Annotated in this window: 18 protein-coding genes; 6 read left to right on the top strand and 12 right to left on the bottom strand. The window is 68.4% G+C overall.

All coding sequences use genetic code 11. The features are described 5' to 3' along the window. Positions 1 to 10: 10 nt before the first annotated feature. From BN2156_RS03165 to BN2156_RS03155, 3 genes are all read left to right on the top strand, one after another. Positions 11 to 715 (top strand): LppM family (lipo)protein, encoded by a 705-nt coding sequence (locus tag BN2156_RS03165; protein ID WP_162490724.1) that lies wholly within the window; start codon positions 11 to 13, stop codon positions 713 to 715. 131 nt (positions 716 to 846) lie between these two features. Beyond that, a complete protein-coding gene (idsA2, locus tag BN2156_RS03160) occupies positions 847 to 1,935 on the top strand; it encodes a bifunctional (2E,6E)-farnesyl/geranyl diphosphate synthase (RefSeq protein ID WP_090510131.1) in 1,089 nt (362 codons plus the stop codon). Between the two features lie 18 nt (positions 1,936 to 1,953). Further along, complete coding sequence (locus BN2156_RS03155) at positions 1,954 to 3,480, top strand: alpha-(1->6)-mannopyranosyltransferase A (protein WP_090510128.1); 1,527 nt, start codon at positions 1,954 to 1,956, stop codon at positions 3,478 to 3,480. On the opposite strand, the gene BN2156_RS03150 is transcribed toward BN2156_RS03155, so the two are convergent. Beyond that, positions 3,469 to 3,873 (bottom strand): Rv2175c family DNA-binding protein, encoded by a 405-nt coding sequence (locus tag BN2156_RS03150; protein WP_090510125.1) that lies wholly within the window; start codon positions 3,871 to 3,873, stop codon positions 3,469 to 3,471. The two genes, BN2156_RS03155 and BN2156_RS03150, sit on opposite strands and share 12 nt — an antisense overlap. 36 nt (positions 3,874 to 3,909) lie before the next feature. On the opposite strand from BN2156_RS03150, the gene BN2156_RS03145 reads away from it, so the two are divergent. After that, complete coding sequence (locus BN2156_RS03145) at positions 3,910 to 5,172, top strand: protein kinase domain-containing protein (RefSeq protein WP_162490723.1); 1,263 nt, start codon at positions 3,910 to 3,912, stop codon at positions 5,170 to 5,172. Here BN2156_RS03145 and BN2156_RS03140 read toward each other — a convergent pair. The 3 genes from BN2156_RS03140 to BN2156_RS03130 are packed head-to-tail and all read right to left on the bottom strand — an operon-like array spanning position 5,169 to position 7,969. Further along, positions 5,169 to 6,566 (bottom strand): class II 3-deoxy-7-phosphoheptulonate synthase, encoded by a 1,398-nt coding sequence (locus tag BN2156_RS03140; RefSeq protein ID WP_090510124.1) that lies wholly within the window; start codon positions 6,564 to 6,566, stop codon positions 5,169 to 5,171. The genes BN2156_RS03145 and BN2156_RS03140 overlap by 4 nt on opposite strands. A 33-nt stretch (positions 6,567 to 6,599) precedes the next feature. Then, positions 6,600 to 7,118: a polyadenylate-specific 3'-exoribonuclease AS gene (locus BN2156_RS03135; protein ID WP_090510121.1), complete on the bottom strand. Its 519-nt coding sequence runs from the start codon at positions 7,116 to 7,118 to the stop codon at positions 6,600 to 6,602. Continuing rightward, positions 7,118 to 7,969: a hypothetical protein gene (locus BN2156_RS03130; RefSeq protein ID WP_090510119.1), complete on the bottom strand. Its 852-nt coding sequence runs from the start codon at positions 7,967 to 7,969 to the stop codon at positions 7,118 to 7,120. The genes BN2156_RS03135 and BN2156_RS03130 overlap by 1 nt, the downstream gene beginning before the upstream one ends. An 81-nt stretch (positions 7,970 to 8,050) precedes the next feature. On the opposite strand from BN2156_RS03130, the gene BN2156_RS03125 reads away from it, so the two are divergent. Beyond that, on the top strand, positions 8,051 to 9,364 hold the full coding sequence (locus BN2156_RS03125; protein WP_090510116.1) for a glycosyltransferase 87 family protein: 1,314 nt from the start codon (positions 8,051 to 8,053) through the stop codon (positions 9,362 to 9,364). On the opposite strand, the gene BN2156_RS03120 is transcribed toward BN2156_RS03125, so the two are convergent. The 5 genes from BN2156_RS03120 to BN2156_RS03100 form a co-directional block, all read right to left on the bottom strand. Continuing rightward, a complete protein-coding gene (locus BN2156_RS03120) occupies positions 9,361 to 10,104 on the bottom strand; it encodes a lysophospholipid acyltransferase family protein (RefSeq protein ID WP_090510113.1) in 744 nt (247 codons plus the stop codon). The genes BN2156_RS03125 and BN2156_RS03120 overlap by 4 nt on opposite strands. 117 nt (positions 10,105 to 10,221) lie before the next feature. Continuing rightward, entirely contained in the window at positions 10,222 to 10,638 is a 417-nt protein-coding gene (locus BN2156_RS03115; protein ID WP_090515399.1) for a hypothetical protein, read from the bottom strand. Next, positions 10,635 to 11,909 (bottom strand): ArsA family ATPase, encoded by a 1,275-nt coding sequence (locus BN2156_RS03110; protein ID WP_090510112.1) that lies wholly within the window; start codon positions 11,907 to 11,909, stop codon positions 10,635 to 10,637. Before BN2156_RS03110 ends, BN2156_RS03115 begins: the two co-directional genes overlap by 4 nt. Then, positions 11,910 to 12,344 carry an SRPBCC family protein gene (locus tag BN2156_RS03105; RefSeq protein ID WP_090510110.1) on the bottom strand — a complete coding sequence of 145 codons (435 nt, stop codon included), beginning with the start codon at positions 12,342 to 12,344 and terminating at the stop codon, positions 11,910 to 11,912. Positions 12,345 to 12,447: 103 nt separating this feature from the next. Then, positions 12,448 to 12,837: a polyketide cyclase / dehydrase and lipid transport gene (locus BN2156_RS03100; protein ID WP_090510108.1), complete on the bottom strand. Its 390-nt coding sequence runs from the start codon at positions 12,835 to 12,837 to the stop codon at positions 12,448 to 12,450. Between the two features lie 106 nt (positions 12,838 to 12,943). On the opposite strand from BN2156_RS03100, the gene BN2156_RS03095 reads away from it, so the two are divergent. Continuing rightward, positions 12,944 to 14,740, top strand: coding sequence for an AMP-dependent synthetase/ligase (locus tag BN2156_RS03095; protein ID WP_090510107.1), 1,797 nt, complete (start codon positions 12,944 to 12,946; stop codon positions 14,738 to 14,740). A gap of 10 nt (positions 14,741 to 14,750) precedes the next feature. Here BN2156_RS03095 and pimB read toward each other — a convergent pair whose 3' ends face one another. Genes pimB through ripC form a run of 3 tightly spaced genes read right to left on the bottom strand, consistent with a single transcriptional unit; the run spans position 14,751 to position 17,946 of the window. Then, complete coding sequence (gene pimB / locus BN2156_RS03090) at positions 14,751 to 15,884, bottom strand: GDP-mannose-dependent alpha-(1-6)-phosphatidylinositol monomannoside mannosyltransferase (protein ID WP_090510105.1); 1,134 nt, start codon at positions 15,882 to 15,884, stop codon at positions 14,751 to 14,753. A 60-nt stretch (positions 15,885 to 15,944) separates the two neighbouring features. Next, entirely contained in the window at positions 15,945 to 16,841 is an 897-nt protein-coding gene (locus BN2156_RS03085; protein WP_210436566.1) for a peptidase, read from the bottom strand. Then, complete coding sequence (gene ripC / locus BN2156_RS03080; RefSeq protein WP_090510102.1) at positions 16,810 to 17,946, bottom strand: peptidoglycan hydrolase RipC; 1,137 nt, start codon at positions 17,944 to 17,946, stop codon at positions 16,810 to 16,812. Before ripC ends, BN2156_RS03085 begins: the two co-directional genes overlap by 32 nt. Positions 17,947 to 18,067 lie beyond the last annotated feature (121 nt).

Genomic DNA, 18,067 nt, shown 5'->3' with positions numbered 1-18,067 from the left:
ATCTGGCACGATGACCTGCGTGCACGTCCGACCACCGAGCCGCCGCAGCCGCACGCGCCTGCTCACATTGGTGATGTTGCTGCTGATCCTGCCCATGGCGGTGGGCTGCGTCCGGGTCCGCACCTCGATCACGGTCTCTCCCGACGACCGGGTGTCCGGGCAGATCATCGCGGCGGCGAAGCCGCGGGATGCCGACGACAGGGGCCCGCAGCTACTGAACAACCTGCCGTTCGCCACGAAGGTCGCGGTCTCGGAGTACAGCCGCGACGACTACGTCGGCTCGCAGGCGGTGTTCTCCGACCTCACATTCGCCGAACTCCCCCAACTCGCCGGCATGAGCCGCGACGCCGCCGGTGTCGACATCTCCCTGCGCCGCGCCGGTGACCTGGTCATCCTGGAGGGCCGGGTCGATCTCACCTCGCTGTCCGATCCCCAGGCCGACGTCCTGCTGACGGTGTCCTTCCCGGGCGAGGTGACATCGACCAACGGCGATCAGGTCAGCTCCTCGATCGTGGAATGGAAACTGCGGCCGGGCATCGTCAGCACGATGAACGCCCAGGCCCGCTACACCGACCCGAGCGCCCGGTCGTTCACCACCGCGGCGATCTGGCTCATCGTCGGTGCGTTCCTGGTGGCCGGCGCCGTCGGGGCCCTGGCGTGGGTGAGCCGCGACACCTCGCCCAAGCCTGGCGACCCGGTCGCCGGCAGCGACTGAGCGCACACGCCCGGGCCCCTGGGCCGAGCTCATCGCCGGGCCGCACTCGCTTGGTACAAAACGCGTGGCACGCTTTACGCTGAATGCACTCACCGGACACCGTTGACGACAGAAAGGGGCGGGCGCTGAGCGTGCAAACATCGGCACCGTCAACCGTCGAGCTGGCCGGAGCCGTCACCGACCAATTGCGCGACTACCTGCGTGAGCGCCGCCGCGACTGCGAATACATCGGAACCGACTACGCCGAGCTGACCGAGGCTCTCGAGGAGTTCGTGCTCCGCGGCGGCAAACGGATGCGGCCCGCCTTCGCCTACTGGGGCTGGCGCGCGGTGATCGAACCGGCCGATTCCCCGGCCGAGCCCGACGTGCTGCTGTTGTTCGCCGCGCTGGAGTTGCTGCAGGCCTGTGCCCTGGTCCATGACGACGTCATCGACGAGTCAGCCACCCGTCGCGGCCTGCCCACCGTGCACCGGGTCTTCGCCGACCGGCACCGCGACCGCAACTGGCACGGTTCGTCGCGACAGTTCGGTCTGTCCGCGGCCATCCTGGCCGGCGACCTGGCGCTGTCCTGGGCCGACGACATCGTCGCCTCCGCCCCGATCCCCGCCGACGCCCAACAGCGGGTCCAGCAGGTCTGGCGTCACATCCGCACCGAAGTGCTCGGCGGCCAGTACCTCGACATCGTCGCGGAGTCCAGCCGCGCCGAATCGGTGGCCTCGGCGATGAACGTCAACACCTACAAGACGGCGTCCTACACCGTGGCCCGGCCGCTGCAGCTGGGCGCCGCCGCGGCCGCCGACCGGCCCGACGTGCAGCAGATCTTCCACCAGGTCGGCAACGATCTCGGCGTCGCCTTCCAGCTCCGCGATGACGTCCTCGGCGTCTTCGGTGACCCGGCGGTCACCGGAAAGCCCTCCGGTGACGACCTGCGATCCGGCAAGCGCACCGTGTTGCTGGCCGAGGCACTCGAGCTGGCCGACAAGTCCGACCCGACCGCCGCCGAGCTGCTGCGCGGCTCCGTGGGCACCGAGCTGTCGGACGCCCAGGTGGGCGACCTGTGCCGGGCCATCGAGTCCGTCGGCGCCCTGGCCGCGGTCGAGACGCACATCGAGCTGCTCACCCACCGTGCCCTGGACACCCTCGCGGCGGCACCGATCCACGAACAGGCCAAGACCGGCCTGGCCGAGATCGCCCGATTCGCGGCGAACCGGTCGGCATAGGAGCACGGCCGGCACAACATGACGAGCTTGCCCACCGAGACCCCGAGCACCGGGGTCGCACAACACATCTCGCGCCTGGCCGCTTTCGCGGTGTCGGCCGAAGCCCGACCGGCCCGGCTGGGCTGCCTGGGCGCGGCACTGCTGACCATCGGCGGGCTCGGCGCCGGCAGCACCCGGCTGCACGACCCGTTGCTGGAATCGCTGCACCTGTCCTGGCTGCGGTTCGGGCACGGCCTGGTGCTGTCCTCGATCCTGCTGTGGGCCGGCGTCGCGGTGATGCTGATCGCCTGGCTCTGGCTGGGACGGCGCGTGATCGACCGCAGCGCCACCGAATACACCATGGTGGCCACCACCGGTTTCTGGCTGGCGCCATTGCTGTTGAGCGTTCCGCTGTTCAGCCGCGACACCTACTCCTATCTGGCCCAGGGAGCGCTGCTGCGCGACGGGTTCGATCCGTACGTCGTCGGCCCGGTGGAGAACCCGAACTCCTTGCTGGACAACGTGAGTCCGATCTGGACGACGACCACCGCACCCTACGGGCCGGCGTTCATCCTGGTGGCGAAGTTCGTCACGATCCTGGTCGGCGATCACGTGGTGGCCGGCACCATGCTGCTGCGGCTGTGCATGCTGCCCGGCCTGCTGCTGCTGATCTGGGCCGCACCGCGGGTGGCCCGCCACGTCGGCGCCAACGGCGCCGCGTCACTGTGGATCTGTGTACTCAACCCACTGGTGATCGTTCACCTGATGGGCGGCGTGCACAACGAGATGCTGATGGTCGGACTGATGATGGCGGCGATCGCGCTGACCTTCGCGGGCCGCCCGGTGATCGGCGTCAGCCTCATCGCGATCGCCGTTGCCGTCAAAGCCACTGCCGGGCTTGCGCTCCCGTTCCTGGTCTGGGTGTGGATGCGCCAACTGCGCGACAAGCGGGACATGCCCGCGGTGCGCGCGTTCGCGGCCGCCACGGCGGCCTCCGTGCTGATCTTCGTCGCGGTCTTCGCCGTGCTGTCCTGGCTGGCCGGGGTCGGTCTGGGCTGGCTGACGGCGCTGGCCGGCTCGGTCAAGATCATCAACTGGCTCACCGTGCCCACTGCGGCCGCCAACCTCATCAATGCCATTGGCGGCCTGATCTTTCCGGTCAATTTCTACGCCGTGCTCGAGGTCTCCCGGATCATCGGCATCCTCACCATCGTGATCGCCCTGCCGCTGCTGTGGTGGCGTTACCGGCACACCGACCGCGACGCCCTCACCGGAATCACCCTGGCCATGGTGGTGGTCGTGTTGTTCGTACCGGCCGCACTGCCCTGGTACTACACCTGGCCGCTGGCCGTGGCTGCCGCCCTGATCCAGACCCGGCCCGCGATCGCGGCGGTGGCCGGGTTCTCCACCTGGATCATGGTGATGTGGAAACCCGATGGGGCGCACGGCATGTACTCGTGGGCGCATGTCCTGCTGACCACCGCGTGCGCAGTGGTGGCGTGGTATTCGCTCTACCGAGCACCCGAACCGACGCCCGAGGCCCGGAATCAGCCGTCAGTAAGCTAGCGCCTGCGCGCGGCGCAGCACCTCACGCGCCTGGTGGGAATGCAACGCGTCGACGGGCCGGGCATTGGTGATCCGCTCGGTGCTGCCGTCGGTGGTGATCGTCAGCGACTCGTCCGGAGTGAACAACCAGCGCAAGATCTCGGTGTCGCGGTAACCGCCGTCGCGCAGGACGACGAGCAGGCCGGGCAGGGGTTTGACCACGTGACCGTTGTCATCGAAGAAGATCTTCGGCACCACCAGGATCCGGTCGCGTCGCACCGCGATCAGCTGTCCGTCGCGCAGCTGTTGGTGCACTTTGGTGACGGGTATGCCGAGCAAATCCGACACCGTGGGTAGGTCATAGACGGCCTCGTCGGGGGCCAGAACGTCATCGGCGGCTGGAATGCTGCTCACCGCACTGATTCTAGGTCCTCGGCCGCAACTCGTAACATGTGTCCGGTGGAGCAGCAACCGGATCCACTCGTCGGCACCATGCTGGACGGGCGCTATCGCGTGGACATGCCCATCGCCACCGGCGGGATGTCCACGGTCTACCGCGGCCTCGACGTGCGCCTGGACCGTCCCGTCGCGCTGAAGGTGATGGACTCCCGCTACAGCGGCGACAGCCATTTCCTGACCAGGTTCGGCCGCGAGGCCAAGGCCGTGGCCCGGTTGAAGGACCCCGGGCTGGTCTCGGTGTACGACCAGGGCGGCGGCGGTACCGGGGGCCAGCCGCCCTTTCTCGTGATGGAACTGATCGACGGCGGCACACTGCGCGAACTGCTGGCCGAGCGCGGCCCGATGCCCCCGCATGCGGTCGCCGCCGTGCTGGAGCCGGTGCTCGGCGGGCTCGCCGTGGCACACCGAGCCGGGCTCGTGCACCGCGACATCAAGCCCGAGAACGTGCTCATCTCGGACGACGGCGAGGTCAAGATCGCCGACTTCGGCCTGGTGCGTGCGGTCGCCGAGGCCAAGATCACCTCGACGAGCGTGATCCTGGGCACCGCCGCCTACCTGTCCCCCGAGCAGGTGAGCACCGGTGACGCCGACCCGCGCAGCGACGTGTACGCGGTCGGCATCCTCACCTACGAACTGCTCACCGGCGTCACGCCGTTCACCGGAGATTCCGCACTCACCGTCGCCTACCAGCGGATGGACAACGACGTTCCCGCGCCCAGTTCGGTGATCGCAGGGGTACCAACACAATTCGACCAGTTCGTGCGCCGGGCCACCGCCCGCGACGCCGGGCAGCGATTCGCCGACGCCGACGAGATGCGGGCCCAACTGCACGAGATCGTCGACGCCCTCGGCCTTCCGGCATTCCGGGTGCCCGCACCGCAGCTTTCCGCGCAGCACCTGGCCGCGACTCGCATCCATGAACTCGGTGACCCTGCCGGCCAGGGCAACGAGGCCGCGACCGTCGTGACGGCCGCACCGCCGTCGGCGCCGCCGCTTGCCCCCGCGCCGCGCCAGCCCACCCGTGAGATCACCCGCGACCGCCACGACTGGGCGCCGATCCCGACCGATCCCGACGCCGCTGAATACTCCTTGGCCGCAGGGCAATTCGCCGGTATCGAGATGGGCGAGTTCTACTGGGCGCGCCAACGCGCCAAACGCGCGCTGGCGATCTGGGTGATCGTGGTCCTCACGTTCACCGGCCTGGTCGCCGCCGCCGCCTGGACACTCGGCAGCAACATCGGCGCCCTGCTCTAACTGCGCAGCATCTCGGCGACGAGGAACGCCAACTCCAGGCTCTGCTGGGTGTTGAGCCGCGGGTCGCAGGCCGTCTCGTAGCGGCCCGCCAGGTCCGAATCCGAGATGTCCTGTGCCCCACCGAGACATTCGGTGACGTTCTCACCGGTGATCTCGACGTGGATGCCGCCCGGGTGCGTGCCCAGCGCGTTGTGCACCTCGAAGAACCCCTGCACCTCGTCGACGATGCGGTCGAAATGCCGGGTCTTGTAGCCGGTCGACGCCTCATGGGTGTTGCCGTGCATCGGGTCGCACTGCCAGATCACCTTGTGACCGGTGGCCTCGACCTTCTGGATGATCGCCGGCAGCAGATCGCGCACCTTGTTGTTGCCCATGCGCGTCACCAGGGTGAGCCGTCCTGGCTCGTTGTTCGGGTCCAGCCGCTCGACATATTCGACGGCCTGATCCGGGGTGGTGGTCGGCCCCAGCTTGACGCCGATCGGGTTGGCGATCACCTCGGCCAGCGCCACGTGCGCACCGTCGAGCTGCCGCGTGCGCTCGCCGATCCAGAGGTAGTGCGCGGATTGGTCGTACAGCTTGGGCGGTCCGTCGGGGTTCTCCGCCGGATCAGACAGGCGCAGCATCGCCCGCTCGTAGTCGATCACCAGCGCTTCGTGACTGGCGAAGATGTCGGCGGTCTGCAGATTGCGGTCGGCGACCCCGCACGCGGACATGAACTTCAGGCCCCGGTCGATCTCCCCGGCCAGCGCCTCGTAGCGGGCTCCGGCGGGCGAGGTCCGGACGAACTCCCGGTTCCAGTCGTGCACCAGGTGCAACGACGCCAACCCCGATGAGGTGAGCGCCCGGACCAGGTTCATCGCGGCGCTGGCATTGGCGTACGCCCGCACCAGGCGTGACGGATCGTGCTCGCGCACGGCAGCGTCCGGGGCGAAGCCGTTGATCATGTCGCCGCGGTAGGACTTCAGGCCCAGTGCATCCAGGTCGGCCGACCGCGGCTTGGCGTACTGGCCGGCGATGCGGGCCACCTTGACCACCGGCATGCTGGCGCCGTAGGTCAGTACGACGGCCATCTGCAGCAGGGTGCGGATGTTGGCCCGGATGTGAGGCTCGGTGTTGTCCACGAACGTCTCGGCGCAGTCGCCGCCCTGCAGCAGAAACGCCTCGCCGTTCGCCACGTCGGCGAGCAGGCCCTTGAGCTTCTCGATCTCCGACGGCACGGTGACCGGCGGCACGCTCTCCAGCACGGTGCGCATGGACTTGGCTGCGTCCGCGTCCCAGCTGGGCTGCTGCACGGCCGGCTTGGCCAGCGCCGCATCGAGCCGCTGACGCAGCTCGTCGCTCAGCGGAGGCAGTGGCGGCAGCTCGTCGATGGGGATGTCAACGGTCCAGTTCACCCGTTCATGGTAGCCGCCGGTGAACGGCCGTTTTCAGGGCTGCGCGACGCCGGGCTCACGCGCCACGTTCAGCCCCACACCCGTCATCAACTGGAACCGGTGCAGGTTGTGCCGCGCGTCGACCAGTGCGTCGTGCGCCTCGGTCGGGCGCGGTGGCATCCGCGGGGATCCACGGTCTTCCCAGAACTGGCGCAGCTCGCGGGTGAATCGCGGCATCGCCGGAGGCAGATCGGTCATCGGGCCCCATAGCTGGCAGAGCACCACGTGGTCATAGGCGCCCACCCAGGCCCACAACTCGATCGGCTCGTCGCCGTCGATGTCGAAGAAATCCTCCAGCTCCGACCGGATCTGCCGCCGCGACCGCCACAGCTGCGACGACGGCGACGGCAACTTGGGCAGCACATGTTTGCGCACCCAGCGGCCGGCGCGGTCCGGGTTGAATTCGGTGGAGATCGCGTAGTACTCGCGGCCGTCCTCGGCGACGACGCCAATCGAGATCAGCTCGATGGTGCGACCGTCATCGATGAACTCGGTGTCATAGAAGTAGCGCATCAGGCGGTCCGCCCCGGGGCGGGGGCCGCATGGATCTCCCGATCGAGCTGCGCATCGACGGCGGCGTCATCGGGGAACTTCGGCATTCCGGTGATGGCGTCCTGCAGCCACAGTTTGGCCTGCACCACGGGCCGGCGCAGCCAGCGCTCCCGCTCCAGCGCACGATGCATCTTGCGGGGACGGCTGGTGTAACGCCAGCGCGCCCACGGCGCATGGGGCCGCGACAGCCGTACCGCCCCGACGAACAACAACGGGGTTATGAACATGCCCACCAATCCAGTCCACACCTTGCCTTTGAGCAGAACCACCACCGCCAGCAGCAGGGTCAGCACCGCCACCCCGACCACGAGCGCGCGCATCGCCAGCGACTGGTCCTCGCGCCAGATACCGATATCAAAGAATGACAGCGGGTTGAAACCGAGGATCAACAACCCCGCCACCGCCACGGCCGCGAACACCGCATCCACCGAAGTGCGGCCGTCCTCGGCCCAGTACACATCCGAAAGGTGAAGGATCAGCGCGAACTCGTCGAGCACCAGGGCCGCACCGATGCCGAAGAACACCGCCGCCACGGTGAACTCCGCCACGCCGCCGTTGACCGCGAGCGTCACCATCGTCACGCCCGACACCATCACCAGCACGACCCCGATCACCATGTGGTGGATGTGCAGTGAACCGCGCCCCATGTTGCGGGGCTGCCACCACCTGGGCGGCCGTTCGCTGTCGGCATTACGGCGGATGTAGCGCACCACGATGCGGGTCACGAAGAACGTGAGAAGGAACGCCACCAGGCAGCACAGCAGCGGCAGGCGATCGCGCGTGAGGAATTCGAGGTGAACGGTCGCGTGCACGCACAGAACTTACGCCGACCTGCGCGCGTCGCGAGTGCGGATGCGCCCTCTCGGTGATGCCACCGATAGTCTGTTGAGGACATGAGTAAGCGGCAGTCGCCCGGCGGGGCTGGTTGGGCACCGACGATCGGGTGGCGGCTTTTTCAGTTGCTCACAGTGGCCGGGTTGATCCTGGTCGGCTGGCGGCTACTGGGGCACGTGCCCTATCGCATCGACATCGACGTGTACCGGATGGGCGGGCGGGCCTGGTTGGACAACCAACCGCTCTACGCCGACGGCGCCATCTTCCACACCCAGGGCGGCCTGGATCTGCCGTTCACCTATCCCCCGCTGGCGGCGATCATGTTCGCGCCGTTCGCCTGGCTCTCGTTGCCCGCGGCCAGTGTGGCGATCACCGCCACCACGCTGACGCTCTTGATCGTCTCGATGGTCATCGTGCTGACCCGGCTCAACGTCTGGCCGGACACCACGATCACCTCGGAGCCGGCCTGGCTGCGCCGCTGCTGGCTGGCGATCGCGCTCGTGGTGCCCGCGGTCATCTGGCTGGAACCGATCCGGTCGAACTTCGAGTTCGGTCAGATCAACGTGGTGCTGATGACTCTGGTGGTCGCCGATTGTGTGCCGCGCCGCACGCCGTGGCCGCGCGGCATGCTGCTGGGGCTGGCGATCGCACTCAAGCTCACCCCCGCGGTGTTCCTCCTGTATTTCCTGCTGCGACGCGACATCCACACCCTGCTGCGGACCGCGGCCGCCGCCGTCGTCGCGACCCTGGCCGGATTCGTGCTGGCCTGGACGGACTCGATCGAATATTGGACCGAGACGGTGCGCAACACCGACCGGATCGGTACGGCCACGCTCAACACCAACCAGAACATCGCCGGCACGCTGGCCCGGCTCGGCCTGTCCGAAGGGCCGCGCTTCGCGCTGTGGGTCGTCGCCTGCTTCGCGGTGTTGGCGCTGACGGTCTGGGCGGTCCGGCGGGTGCTGCGCGGCGGTGCCGATGAGGCACCGGTGGTCGCCCTCATCTGCGTGGCGATGTTCGGCCTGGTGGTGTCGCCGGTGTCGTGGTCGCATCACTGGGTCTGGTCGCTGCCCACCCTCTTGGTGACCGGCGTGCTCGCCTACCGGATGCGCGAGGTGCACCTGGCGTCGCTGTACCTGGCCCTGGTGACGGTGATCGGCTTCGCCTTGATGGTGTGGACACCCATCGCGCTGCTGACCCCGCATCAGGAGACCGCGGCCTCGGTGCTGCGGCAACTGGCCGCTGATTCCTACCTGTGGTGGGCGCTCGCCGTCATCGTGGTGTTCGGGGCGGTGTCCGCGACCAAGGCCGGCAAGACGGCTGCGGTGACCCCAGCGCCGCTGGTCCAGCTCAGCGGCGGCGAAGCGCCCTAACCCGCCGCGGCGTGCGGCAGCCGGGCCGCGGGCTTGCTCGTATCGACCTGCTGACCGTTGGACTTCTGCGCGTTCTCCTTGATGGCGGCCGCGTAGATGTCGACGTACTCCTGACCCGACAGGTCCATCAGATCGTACATCACCTCGTCGATCACGGCGCGCTCGATGAACCGGTTACCGGCCAGGCCGTCGAACCGGCTGAAGTCCATGGGCTTGCCGAACCGGACCTCGACCCGGCCGAACCGCAGCCCCTTGGATCCCGGTGGATTCACCACGTCGGTGCCGACCATGGCCACCGGGATCACCGGTACCCCGGTCTCCAGGGCCAGCCTGGCCAACCCGGTCTTGCCCTTGTAGAGGCGGCCGTCCGGTGAGCGGGTGCCCTCCGGATACATGCCGAGCAGCTTGCCCTCGCCGAGGATGCGCTTGGCGGTGGTCAGCGCGGCCTGCGCCGAATCCGCGTCCGTGCGGTCGATCGGCACCTGCCCGACAACGGTGTAGAACCAGGCCAGGAACTTGCCCTTGATCCCGGTGCCGGTGAAGTACTCCTGCTTGGCCAGGAATGTGATCCGCCGGCTGACCACCAGCGGCAGGTAGAAGCTGTCCATCACCGCCAGGTGGTTACTGGCCAGGATGGCCGGCCCATCGGACGGAACATGTTCCAGCCCAGTGATTTTGGGCCGGCCGAGGACGGCCAGCAAGGGGCCCAACAGGACGTACTTGAACAGCCAATACCACATGGACCCTCCACCTTGTGCGCACCGCGCAATGCTCTGCGACAACTGTACCCAGGCCATGTTGTGGCTACCACAGCAAGCCCTGGATGCCCGCTGTGTCTCAGCGATGTCTCAGCTGGCTCAATCTTCTACGGTTACCGGGATGTGCTGGTAGCGGCCGGGAGGCGGCGGGGGCGGGAAATCGTCGGGCGGCGGTGCGTCCGGACCGCCGTCAGGCGGCGGGCTATCTCCGCCGGGGCCGCTATCCGGCCCGTCGCCACCGGAGCCGTCGCTCCCGTCGTCGAGAACCGCGCGGATCACCGTCAGCAGCGCCACGCTGTGCTCGGCGATCACCGACAGCAGCGGATGCTGCTCGCCGTTGACCACCGCGGCCAGTGCACACACCGGGCACCACACCTGCTGGCACTTGCCCGGGGCGTTGTCGGCCGACGCCGCGAAATTGGCCGCGGCCAACCGCACCGCCGGATCCAGCCGGTCGAGGATCTCCTGCGCCAATTGCCGCAGCTCCGAACCCAGCTCGGGATGAGACCCCGTCATGCCGGCCACACCTCCGGATTCGGACGAAAACGTACCGTCAGCTCGCTACCCCGTAATTGCGCATCTGTCACGATGCACCGACGCAGGACAGAGGCCAACCGTACCCGGCGCCGCATGCCCGCGACACCGATGATCAAGTCGTCATCGACCCGGCCGAGCGTGAGGCCGGCCGAATCGATCTGCGGCAACTCTAGCCGCAACCGGTACACCGCTTCGAGTCCAGCTCCCGACTCGCGGTCGACGATGGGCCGCAGCGGGCCCGGCGGCGGCGACCCGTCGCGCCGGCGCGCACTGTCGATCAGCTCCCCCAGCGCCTTGGCACCGATCGGCTCCCCCGGTACGTGCGGCACGAGCACCAGCTGCACATCACCGATCGTGGTGTCCAGCTCGTCGAGCACCGTCTGCTGCTCGGCGATCCGCTCGGTGTACCAGTCGAACGCCGGATGCGCGGGAAGGTTCTGGTACTCGAACGAATCATCCTGCACCAAAATCTGATTGACGATGATCTCGGCCACCTCGACGCCCATCAGGGCAAGCGACCCCAACGTCCGCGAGGCCTCCGCGGCCACCACCCGCTCCGGGGTGAGCACCAGATGCGCGCTCACCCTGGACCCGTCGGTGAGCAGGGTCCCGAGCCGGCGGATGCCGGAGTCCACCCGTTCGATCAGCGTGACGATGGCGGCGCTGACGGCATCCGGCGAGCCCGACAGCCGGCGGTGCCGCGGCCAGGCCCGCTCCAGATACAGGCCGAAGGTCTCCGGAAGCGTGAGCATCCGTAGGGCGTCGGCGGTCGAGGCACAGTCCACCACCACGTGATCCCAGTGCCCGGATTCGGCGAGCTCACCCACCTCATGCAGCCCGAGCACTTCCTGGATTCCCGGCAGGGCTGAAAGTTCTTCCGGGGCAACGTCTCCCAGATCCGATTCCGGGAAGCGAGCTGCCAGCGGACCGGCCGTCTCGACCCAGCGCGCACCCAGCAGGGCCAGTGTGTCCAGCGCCAGCGCGTCCAGCACACCACCGGCACCGGTCGATCCGAGGTCCAGATCGCTGAGCACCCGGGTGGGGGCCCGTTGCCCCGTGGGGGCGAGCGTGATGCCCAGGACATCGCCCGTGGAATGTGCTTGATCCGTGGACACGATCAGCACGCGCTGACCGGACGTCGCGTCACGCACCGCGGTGGCCGTCGCCAGCGTCGACTTACCTACCCCGCCCTTGCCGACGAACAGGCTGATCCGCGCAGGGGTCCGTGCGCTCCCGTCCGGCGACGTCACTCAGCCCTCTGCTCGTTTCTTCAGGTCTTTGAGCGCGGTATCGGTGAGCCGCCGCTCAGCCTTGCGCTTGAGCAACCCGATCATCGGAATCATCAGGTCGACCGACAGCTCGTAGGTCACCTCGGTGCCGGATCCCTTGGGCGCCAAGCGGTATGCGCCCTCCAGGGACCGCAGCAGCGAACTGGACACCAGCGACCAGGTCACCGACGTCCGATCGGCCGGCCATACGTAGGTCAGCACCATGGTGTCCTTGAGAACCGCGGCGTCGAGCACCAGCCTGGCGGTCTTCGGATTGCCCTGCGCGTCGGTCTCGAGGACCTCGGCTTCCTTGTATTCGGCGACCCACTGGGGGTACGAGCCGATATCGGCGATGACATCCATCACCGTCACCGGATCAGCGTCGATGTAGATGGTCTGTGTCGTCTTGTCGGCCACCGCGTCGCCCTTCTCCCCGCCCGAGGGGTCCCCTGCTCCCCCCGCCCCGCGGGGTTGCCCTGGCTCTCGGGAGAGAAATCTACCCTCCCGTCGGGAAACCCGGTCAGGCCAGTCGGGACACCCCGACCGGGCGAGCCGACTCCAGCCGCTGCTTGATCCCGAAGGCCATCACCTTGCCCGCCACCCGGCGTTGATGGTTCATCTTCGGCAGATCCATGTCGGCCAACTGCTTGGCCGTGGCGCCGGACGGTTCGGCGTGCAGGAAGTAATGCAGCACCACACCGTCCATCACCTCCTCCAGCCAGACCTCCATCGTGCCGGTCAACGCACCGGTCACGGTCCAGCGGTGGCCCTTCTCGGCACGGTCCTCGACAACCTTGAGCACCAGGTCGGGCCACCACCGCCGCCAGCCGGCGGGATCGGCGACCGCGGCGCCCACGGCGACCGGATCGGCGCAGACGAACGTCTCGTCGGCGATCTGAATGCTGTTCATCGCCGACTAGCTTCACATATGCCTGATCACCTGCCTACCGCGGCCGACTAGGCTGACGCGCAAAGCCGGTACCACAAGCCTGGAGGGCAAGATCGTGCGTGAGTCAATGCGGGAGTACAGCGTCCCCGCGTCGTTTGCCGTCGGCGAGCACGACAACATCGTCAGTTCGGTATCCGCGCACGCGGCCGACAGCCCTGACCACGTCATCTTCCGGCGCCTGGTCGACGGCGCCTGGACCGACGTGACCTGTGCCGAAGCGGCCGACCAGATTCGTTCGGTCGCCCTTGGCCTGATCGCCGAGGGGATCCAGCCCGGCGATCGGGTGGCGATCGTGTCTGCCACCCGCTACGAGTGGCCGATCATCGATTTCGCGATCCTGTCGGTCGGCGCGGTGACCGTGCCGATCTACGAGACCTCCTCGGCCGAACAGGTGCGGTTCGTCCTGGACAACTCCGCGGCGAAGATCATCTTCGCCGAGACCGATGCGCACGCCGAGACCGTGGAGCAGCTCCGCGGCCAGCTGCCCGAACTGCGCAAGGTGCTGCGGATCGACGGTAGCGACACCCCCGCGCTGGAGGCCATGGCCGAAGCCGGCAAGTCGGCCGACGCCGCCGAACTCGACAAGCGACTGTCAGGGATCCGTTCAGCCGACCCGGCCACCTTGATCTACACCTCCGGCACCACCGGACAGCCCAAGGGCTGCCAGCTGACCCACTCGAACCTGCTCTACGAGATCCGGGGCGCCAAGGCCTGCTTCCCCACCGAGCTGGCCGAGGGCGAGCGGATGCTGGTGTTCCTGCCGCTGGCTCACGTGCTGGCCCGGGCCATCACCATCGCGGCCTTCGCCAACAAGGTCACCCTCGGGTTCACCAGTGACATCAAGAATCTGGTCCCGACCTTCGGCATCTTCAAGCCGACCCTCGTGGTCTCGGTCCCGCGCGTGTTCGAGAAGGTCTACAACACCGCCGAGCAGAACGCGCGCAACGACGGCAAGGGCAAGATCTTCTCGATCGCCGCGGACACCGCCATCAAGTGGAGCGAAGCCCAGGACACCGGCGGAGCGGGCCTGGTCCTACGGGCCAAGCACGCATTGTTCGACAAGCTGGTCTACGGCAAGCTGCGCGCCGCCCTCGGCGGTGACTGCCACGCCGCGATCTCCGGCGGCGCACCGCTGGGCGCACGGCTGGGCCACTTCTATCGCGGTGTGGGGCTGAGCATCTACGAGGGTTACGGGCTCACCGAGACCAGCGCCGCCATCACCGTGAACCGGGTCAACGACCTCAAGGTCGGCTCGGTCGGCAAGCTGATGCCCGGCAACAGCATGCGCATCGCCGAGGATGGTGAGCTGCTCGTCAAGGGCGGCGTGGTGTTCAGCGGCTACTGGGGCAACGAGTCCGAGACCAATGCGGTGTTCACCGACGGCTGGTTCCACACCGGCGATCTGGGTGCGATCGACGACGACGGCTTCCTGACCATCGTCGGCCGCAAGAAGGAGATCATCGTCACCGCGGGCGGCAAGAACGTCGCCCCCGCGCTGCTCGAGGATCGGCTGCGGGCCCACCCGTTGATCAGCCAGGCGATGGCCGTCGGCGATCAGCAGCCGTTCATCGCCGCGCTCATCACCATCGACCCGGAAGCGTTCCCGGGCTGGAAGCAGCGCAACGGTAAGGACTCCGGCGCCTCGGTCGGCGACCTGGCCGACGACCCGGACCTGCTGGCCGAGATCGACCTGGCGGTCAAGGAGGCCAATCAGGCGGTGTCGCATGCCGAGTCGATCCGCAAGTTCCGGATCCTGCCGGTGGACTTCACCGAGGACACCGGTGAGCTGACCCCGACACTGAAGGTCAAGCGCAAGGTGGTGGCCGAGAAGTTCGCCACCGACATCGCGGCACTGTACGGCTGAGCCCGCGGGCTCAGCCCGACAGGAGCCCGGTCAGCCGGGCGCCCTGGGAGCGCCACTGCCAGTGGTCGACCGCCCATTGCCGTCCTGCCACGCCCATCGCGGCGGCACGGCCCGGGTCGGCCAGCATGTCGCCCACCGCCGTCGCCACCGCCGCCACATCGGTGCCGTCCACCACGGTGCCGGTCTGACCGTCGAGCACGGTTTCCGGTGCCCCGCCAGAGGTTCCGGCGATCACCGGTACCCCGCAGGCTGATGCCTCCAGGTAGACGATGCCGAGTCCCTCGACGTCCAGGCCCGCCCCGCGGGTCCGGCACGGCATGGCGAACACGTCGGCCATCGCATGGTGGGCGGGCAGTTCGGCGCCCGGCACCGCACCGGTGAAGACGATGTCGGCCGCGACATCGTTTGTGTCGGCGAGCTGCTGCAGGGTCTGCAGATACGGTCCCCCACCGACGATGACCAACGCCGCACCGGGGACGCGGCGCCGGATGGCGGGCCAGGCCCGGATCAGCATGTCCTGGCCCTTGCGGGGCACCAGCCGAGACAGGCACACCACCACCGGGCGCTGCCCCAGCCCGTAGCGGGCCCGCAACTCGGCCCGGGCCACCGGGTCGGGCACGAAGCGGTCGGTGTCGACGCCGGGCGACAGCCGTTCCAGCGCCGCATGGGGCCCGAACGCCGAGGCGAACCTGCCGCGGGTGTAGCGGCTGATGAATGTCACGACGTCGGCGTCGTCCCCGATGCGGCGCAGAGCGCTCCGTGCCACCGGCAGCATCGACCAGCCGACCTCGTGGCCGTGGGTGCTGGCCACCACGCGCTGGGCTCCGGCCCGGCGGGCCAGCGGGCCAAGCAGCGCCAGCGGCGCGGCCGCCCCGAACCACACCGTCTCGATATCGTGCTCGGCGATCAATCGCTGCATGCGGATCGCCACGGTCGGCTCGGGCACCATCAGGGTGGTCGGGTGCCGGACGACGCGGTAGCCGGCTGCGGCGTCGAACTCCGCGGCACCCTTCCATTTCGGCGCGTACACCGTCAGCTCGTGTGAGCCATCGCGGACCAATTCACCGACGAACGCCTCCAGGTATGACTGGATACCGCCGCGGCGCGGTGGAAAGTCGTTGGTGACCAACAAAACCCGCGTCATCGCGGTCGACTGCCCGGTTGCGGCCCGTCTGCTGCCCATCTGCTTTCCATCGGCGAAAGGCTATCCGGTCAGCCAGCGGCGCCAACCGGCAACCACGGCGTCGAGGTCGGCGCCCAGCGTCTCCCGGATCGCGGTGGCCACATCGGGGTGACCGCGGCCGCACGCGCGTAGGTACAGCTCACGCAACTTCGGCACGCCGTAGGCGTCGGCCACGTAGCGGCTGAACCACCACGCCCGGTCGTAGGCCAGACTGCGGGCCGCGCCGGGTGTGTCGAGGTCGTCATCGGTGGGCAGTTGGGCGAGCGTCTCGGCCTGTGAGGGCGCCGCCGTGGGTGGCCGGCCGACATAGTCGGCCACGCCTTCGGTGAGCCAGCGTGGCGCGTCGGCCGCGGTCGCCGCCCGGGCGGCGTAATGGAAAAGCTCGTGGCGCAAGACAATTCGTAATGCGGCGGGGCTCATCCCGGCGGCGCCCGGGGCGAACATGATGCGCTGCGCGGTGGTGGTGGCGGCGATGTCCGGGGCTCCGCCGGCCAGGATCCGGAACTGCTGATCGGAGCCCGCGACCGCGATCTCGATGTCGCGCGGCCAATCCGGGCCCCAGAAGGCGGTGACCGCGGCGGCCGCGTCAGGCAGTTCGGCGGCCAGCCGGCCCAGCAGGGCCGGGGATTGCGAGCCGCCGAGGGCGAGCAGCCGGGCGGTGCGCCCGTCGGGTAACGCCACCGAGGTGACGGGGTCGGGCGGTATCGGCACGGCCGGAGGGGCGGTGACGCGCGTCGGCGTGGCCGGCGACTCCGGCGGCGGGGATGCGGGCCTCCAGAGCAGCACCGTCGCCAGCGCCAGTTCCGCCAGGAGTGCCGCCGCCAGCAGGGGCCGGCGAGCGGTCAGGGTGACGCCGTTGTGGAGACGCCCGGTACCGACGGAGTTCTCAGTAACGACGGACGTTGTAGATCGGCGCATTGTTGACCGGGGCGACCCGAACCGGGGTGCCGTAGGTCGACGCGTGCACCATCATTCCGTCACCGATGTAGATGCCCACGTGGGAGGCGTCGGAGTAATAGGTCACCACGTCGCCGGGCTGCATCGAATCCGTAGAGACCGGCTGGCCTCCGCGGGCCATGGCCTGGCTCGAATGTGGCAGCGAGATGCCGGCGTGCTGGAACGCCCACATCACCAGACCTGAACAGTCGAAGGAGCTGGGTCCGGCCGCCCCCCAGGAGTACGGCGAACCGATCCGGCTCAGCGCCGCCTGGATGACGGTGCCGGAATGGCCGCCGTCTACACCAGGCAGCGCGCCCTCCGGCGGGGCGACGTCGCCGGGCGGAATCCCGTTCGGCGGGTCAGCCAATACGGCGGGATCCTGCGCCGGCGGCAACGCTTCGGGTGCCGGCACCGGCGGGGTGGGCGGCAAGGCCGTCATCGCTTCCCGCTGGGCCGGGGTCAGCGCCTGGTACTGCGACTTGACGATCGCGATCTGCACCTGCAGCTGACTTTGCTTGGATTGCAGCTCGGCGCGCACTGCGGCGGCCTGCTCGGCGGCGGTCTTGGCCTCGGCAGCCGATTTCGCCGACTCCTGCTCGGCGCGAGCGGCTTTCTCACCGACCGAACGGAAGTTCTTCATCTGCGCCGACATCTCGGTCGCCATCACCCGCTGCACCGCGAGCTGCTCGATCAGCTGCTGCGGCGAGCCAGCGGTCAGGATGGCATCCACACCCGAGGTGCGGCCCCCCATGTACTGGGCTGCAGCTACTTTGTTGACCGAAGTCTGAAAGATTGCCAGCTGCGACTTGGCCGTATCCACGGCCGCGGTGTCGTCGGCATGCTTCTTTTCCGCAGTCTCCTGCGCGGCAAGCTTGTTGTTCAGGTCGAGCTGCGCGGAGTGCATCGCCTCGGTGGTCTGCTCAGCTTGGCGCGACAGCTCGTTGAGTTTTGCCAGGGCGTCATCACTGGGATCGGCCTGCGAACTGGCGGCCAGTATTCCGGATATCACGGTCAAGCCCGCTATTGCACCTGCAATGGGTCGCTTGACACGACTTGTGGGCCGGTGCGCGCGCTCGTGCCTCAAGTTTTCGTCCTCACAACTGGGAATACCGAGCCGCCTCGAACTGCTCTTAGGTCTCAGATAGGTTACGAAACGGCATCGGGCTTGTCCAACAGAAGCTGCAAATTTAACAGCCCACCCGGAA

Origin of the sequence: Mycolicibacterium neworleansense, assembly GCF_001245615.1 — a bacterium.
Classification (GTDB): Bacteria; Actinomycetota; Actinomycetes; order Mycobacteriales; family Mycobacteriaceae; genus Mycobacterium; species Mycobacterium neworleansense.
This window is presented reverse-complemented; position numbering and strand designations above follow the sequence as displayed.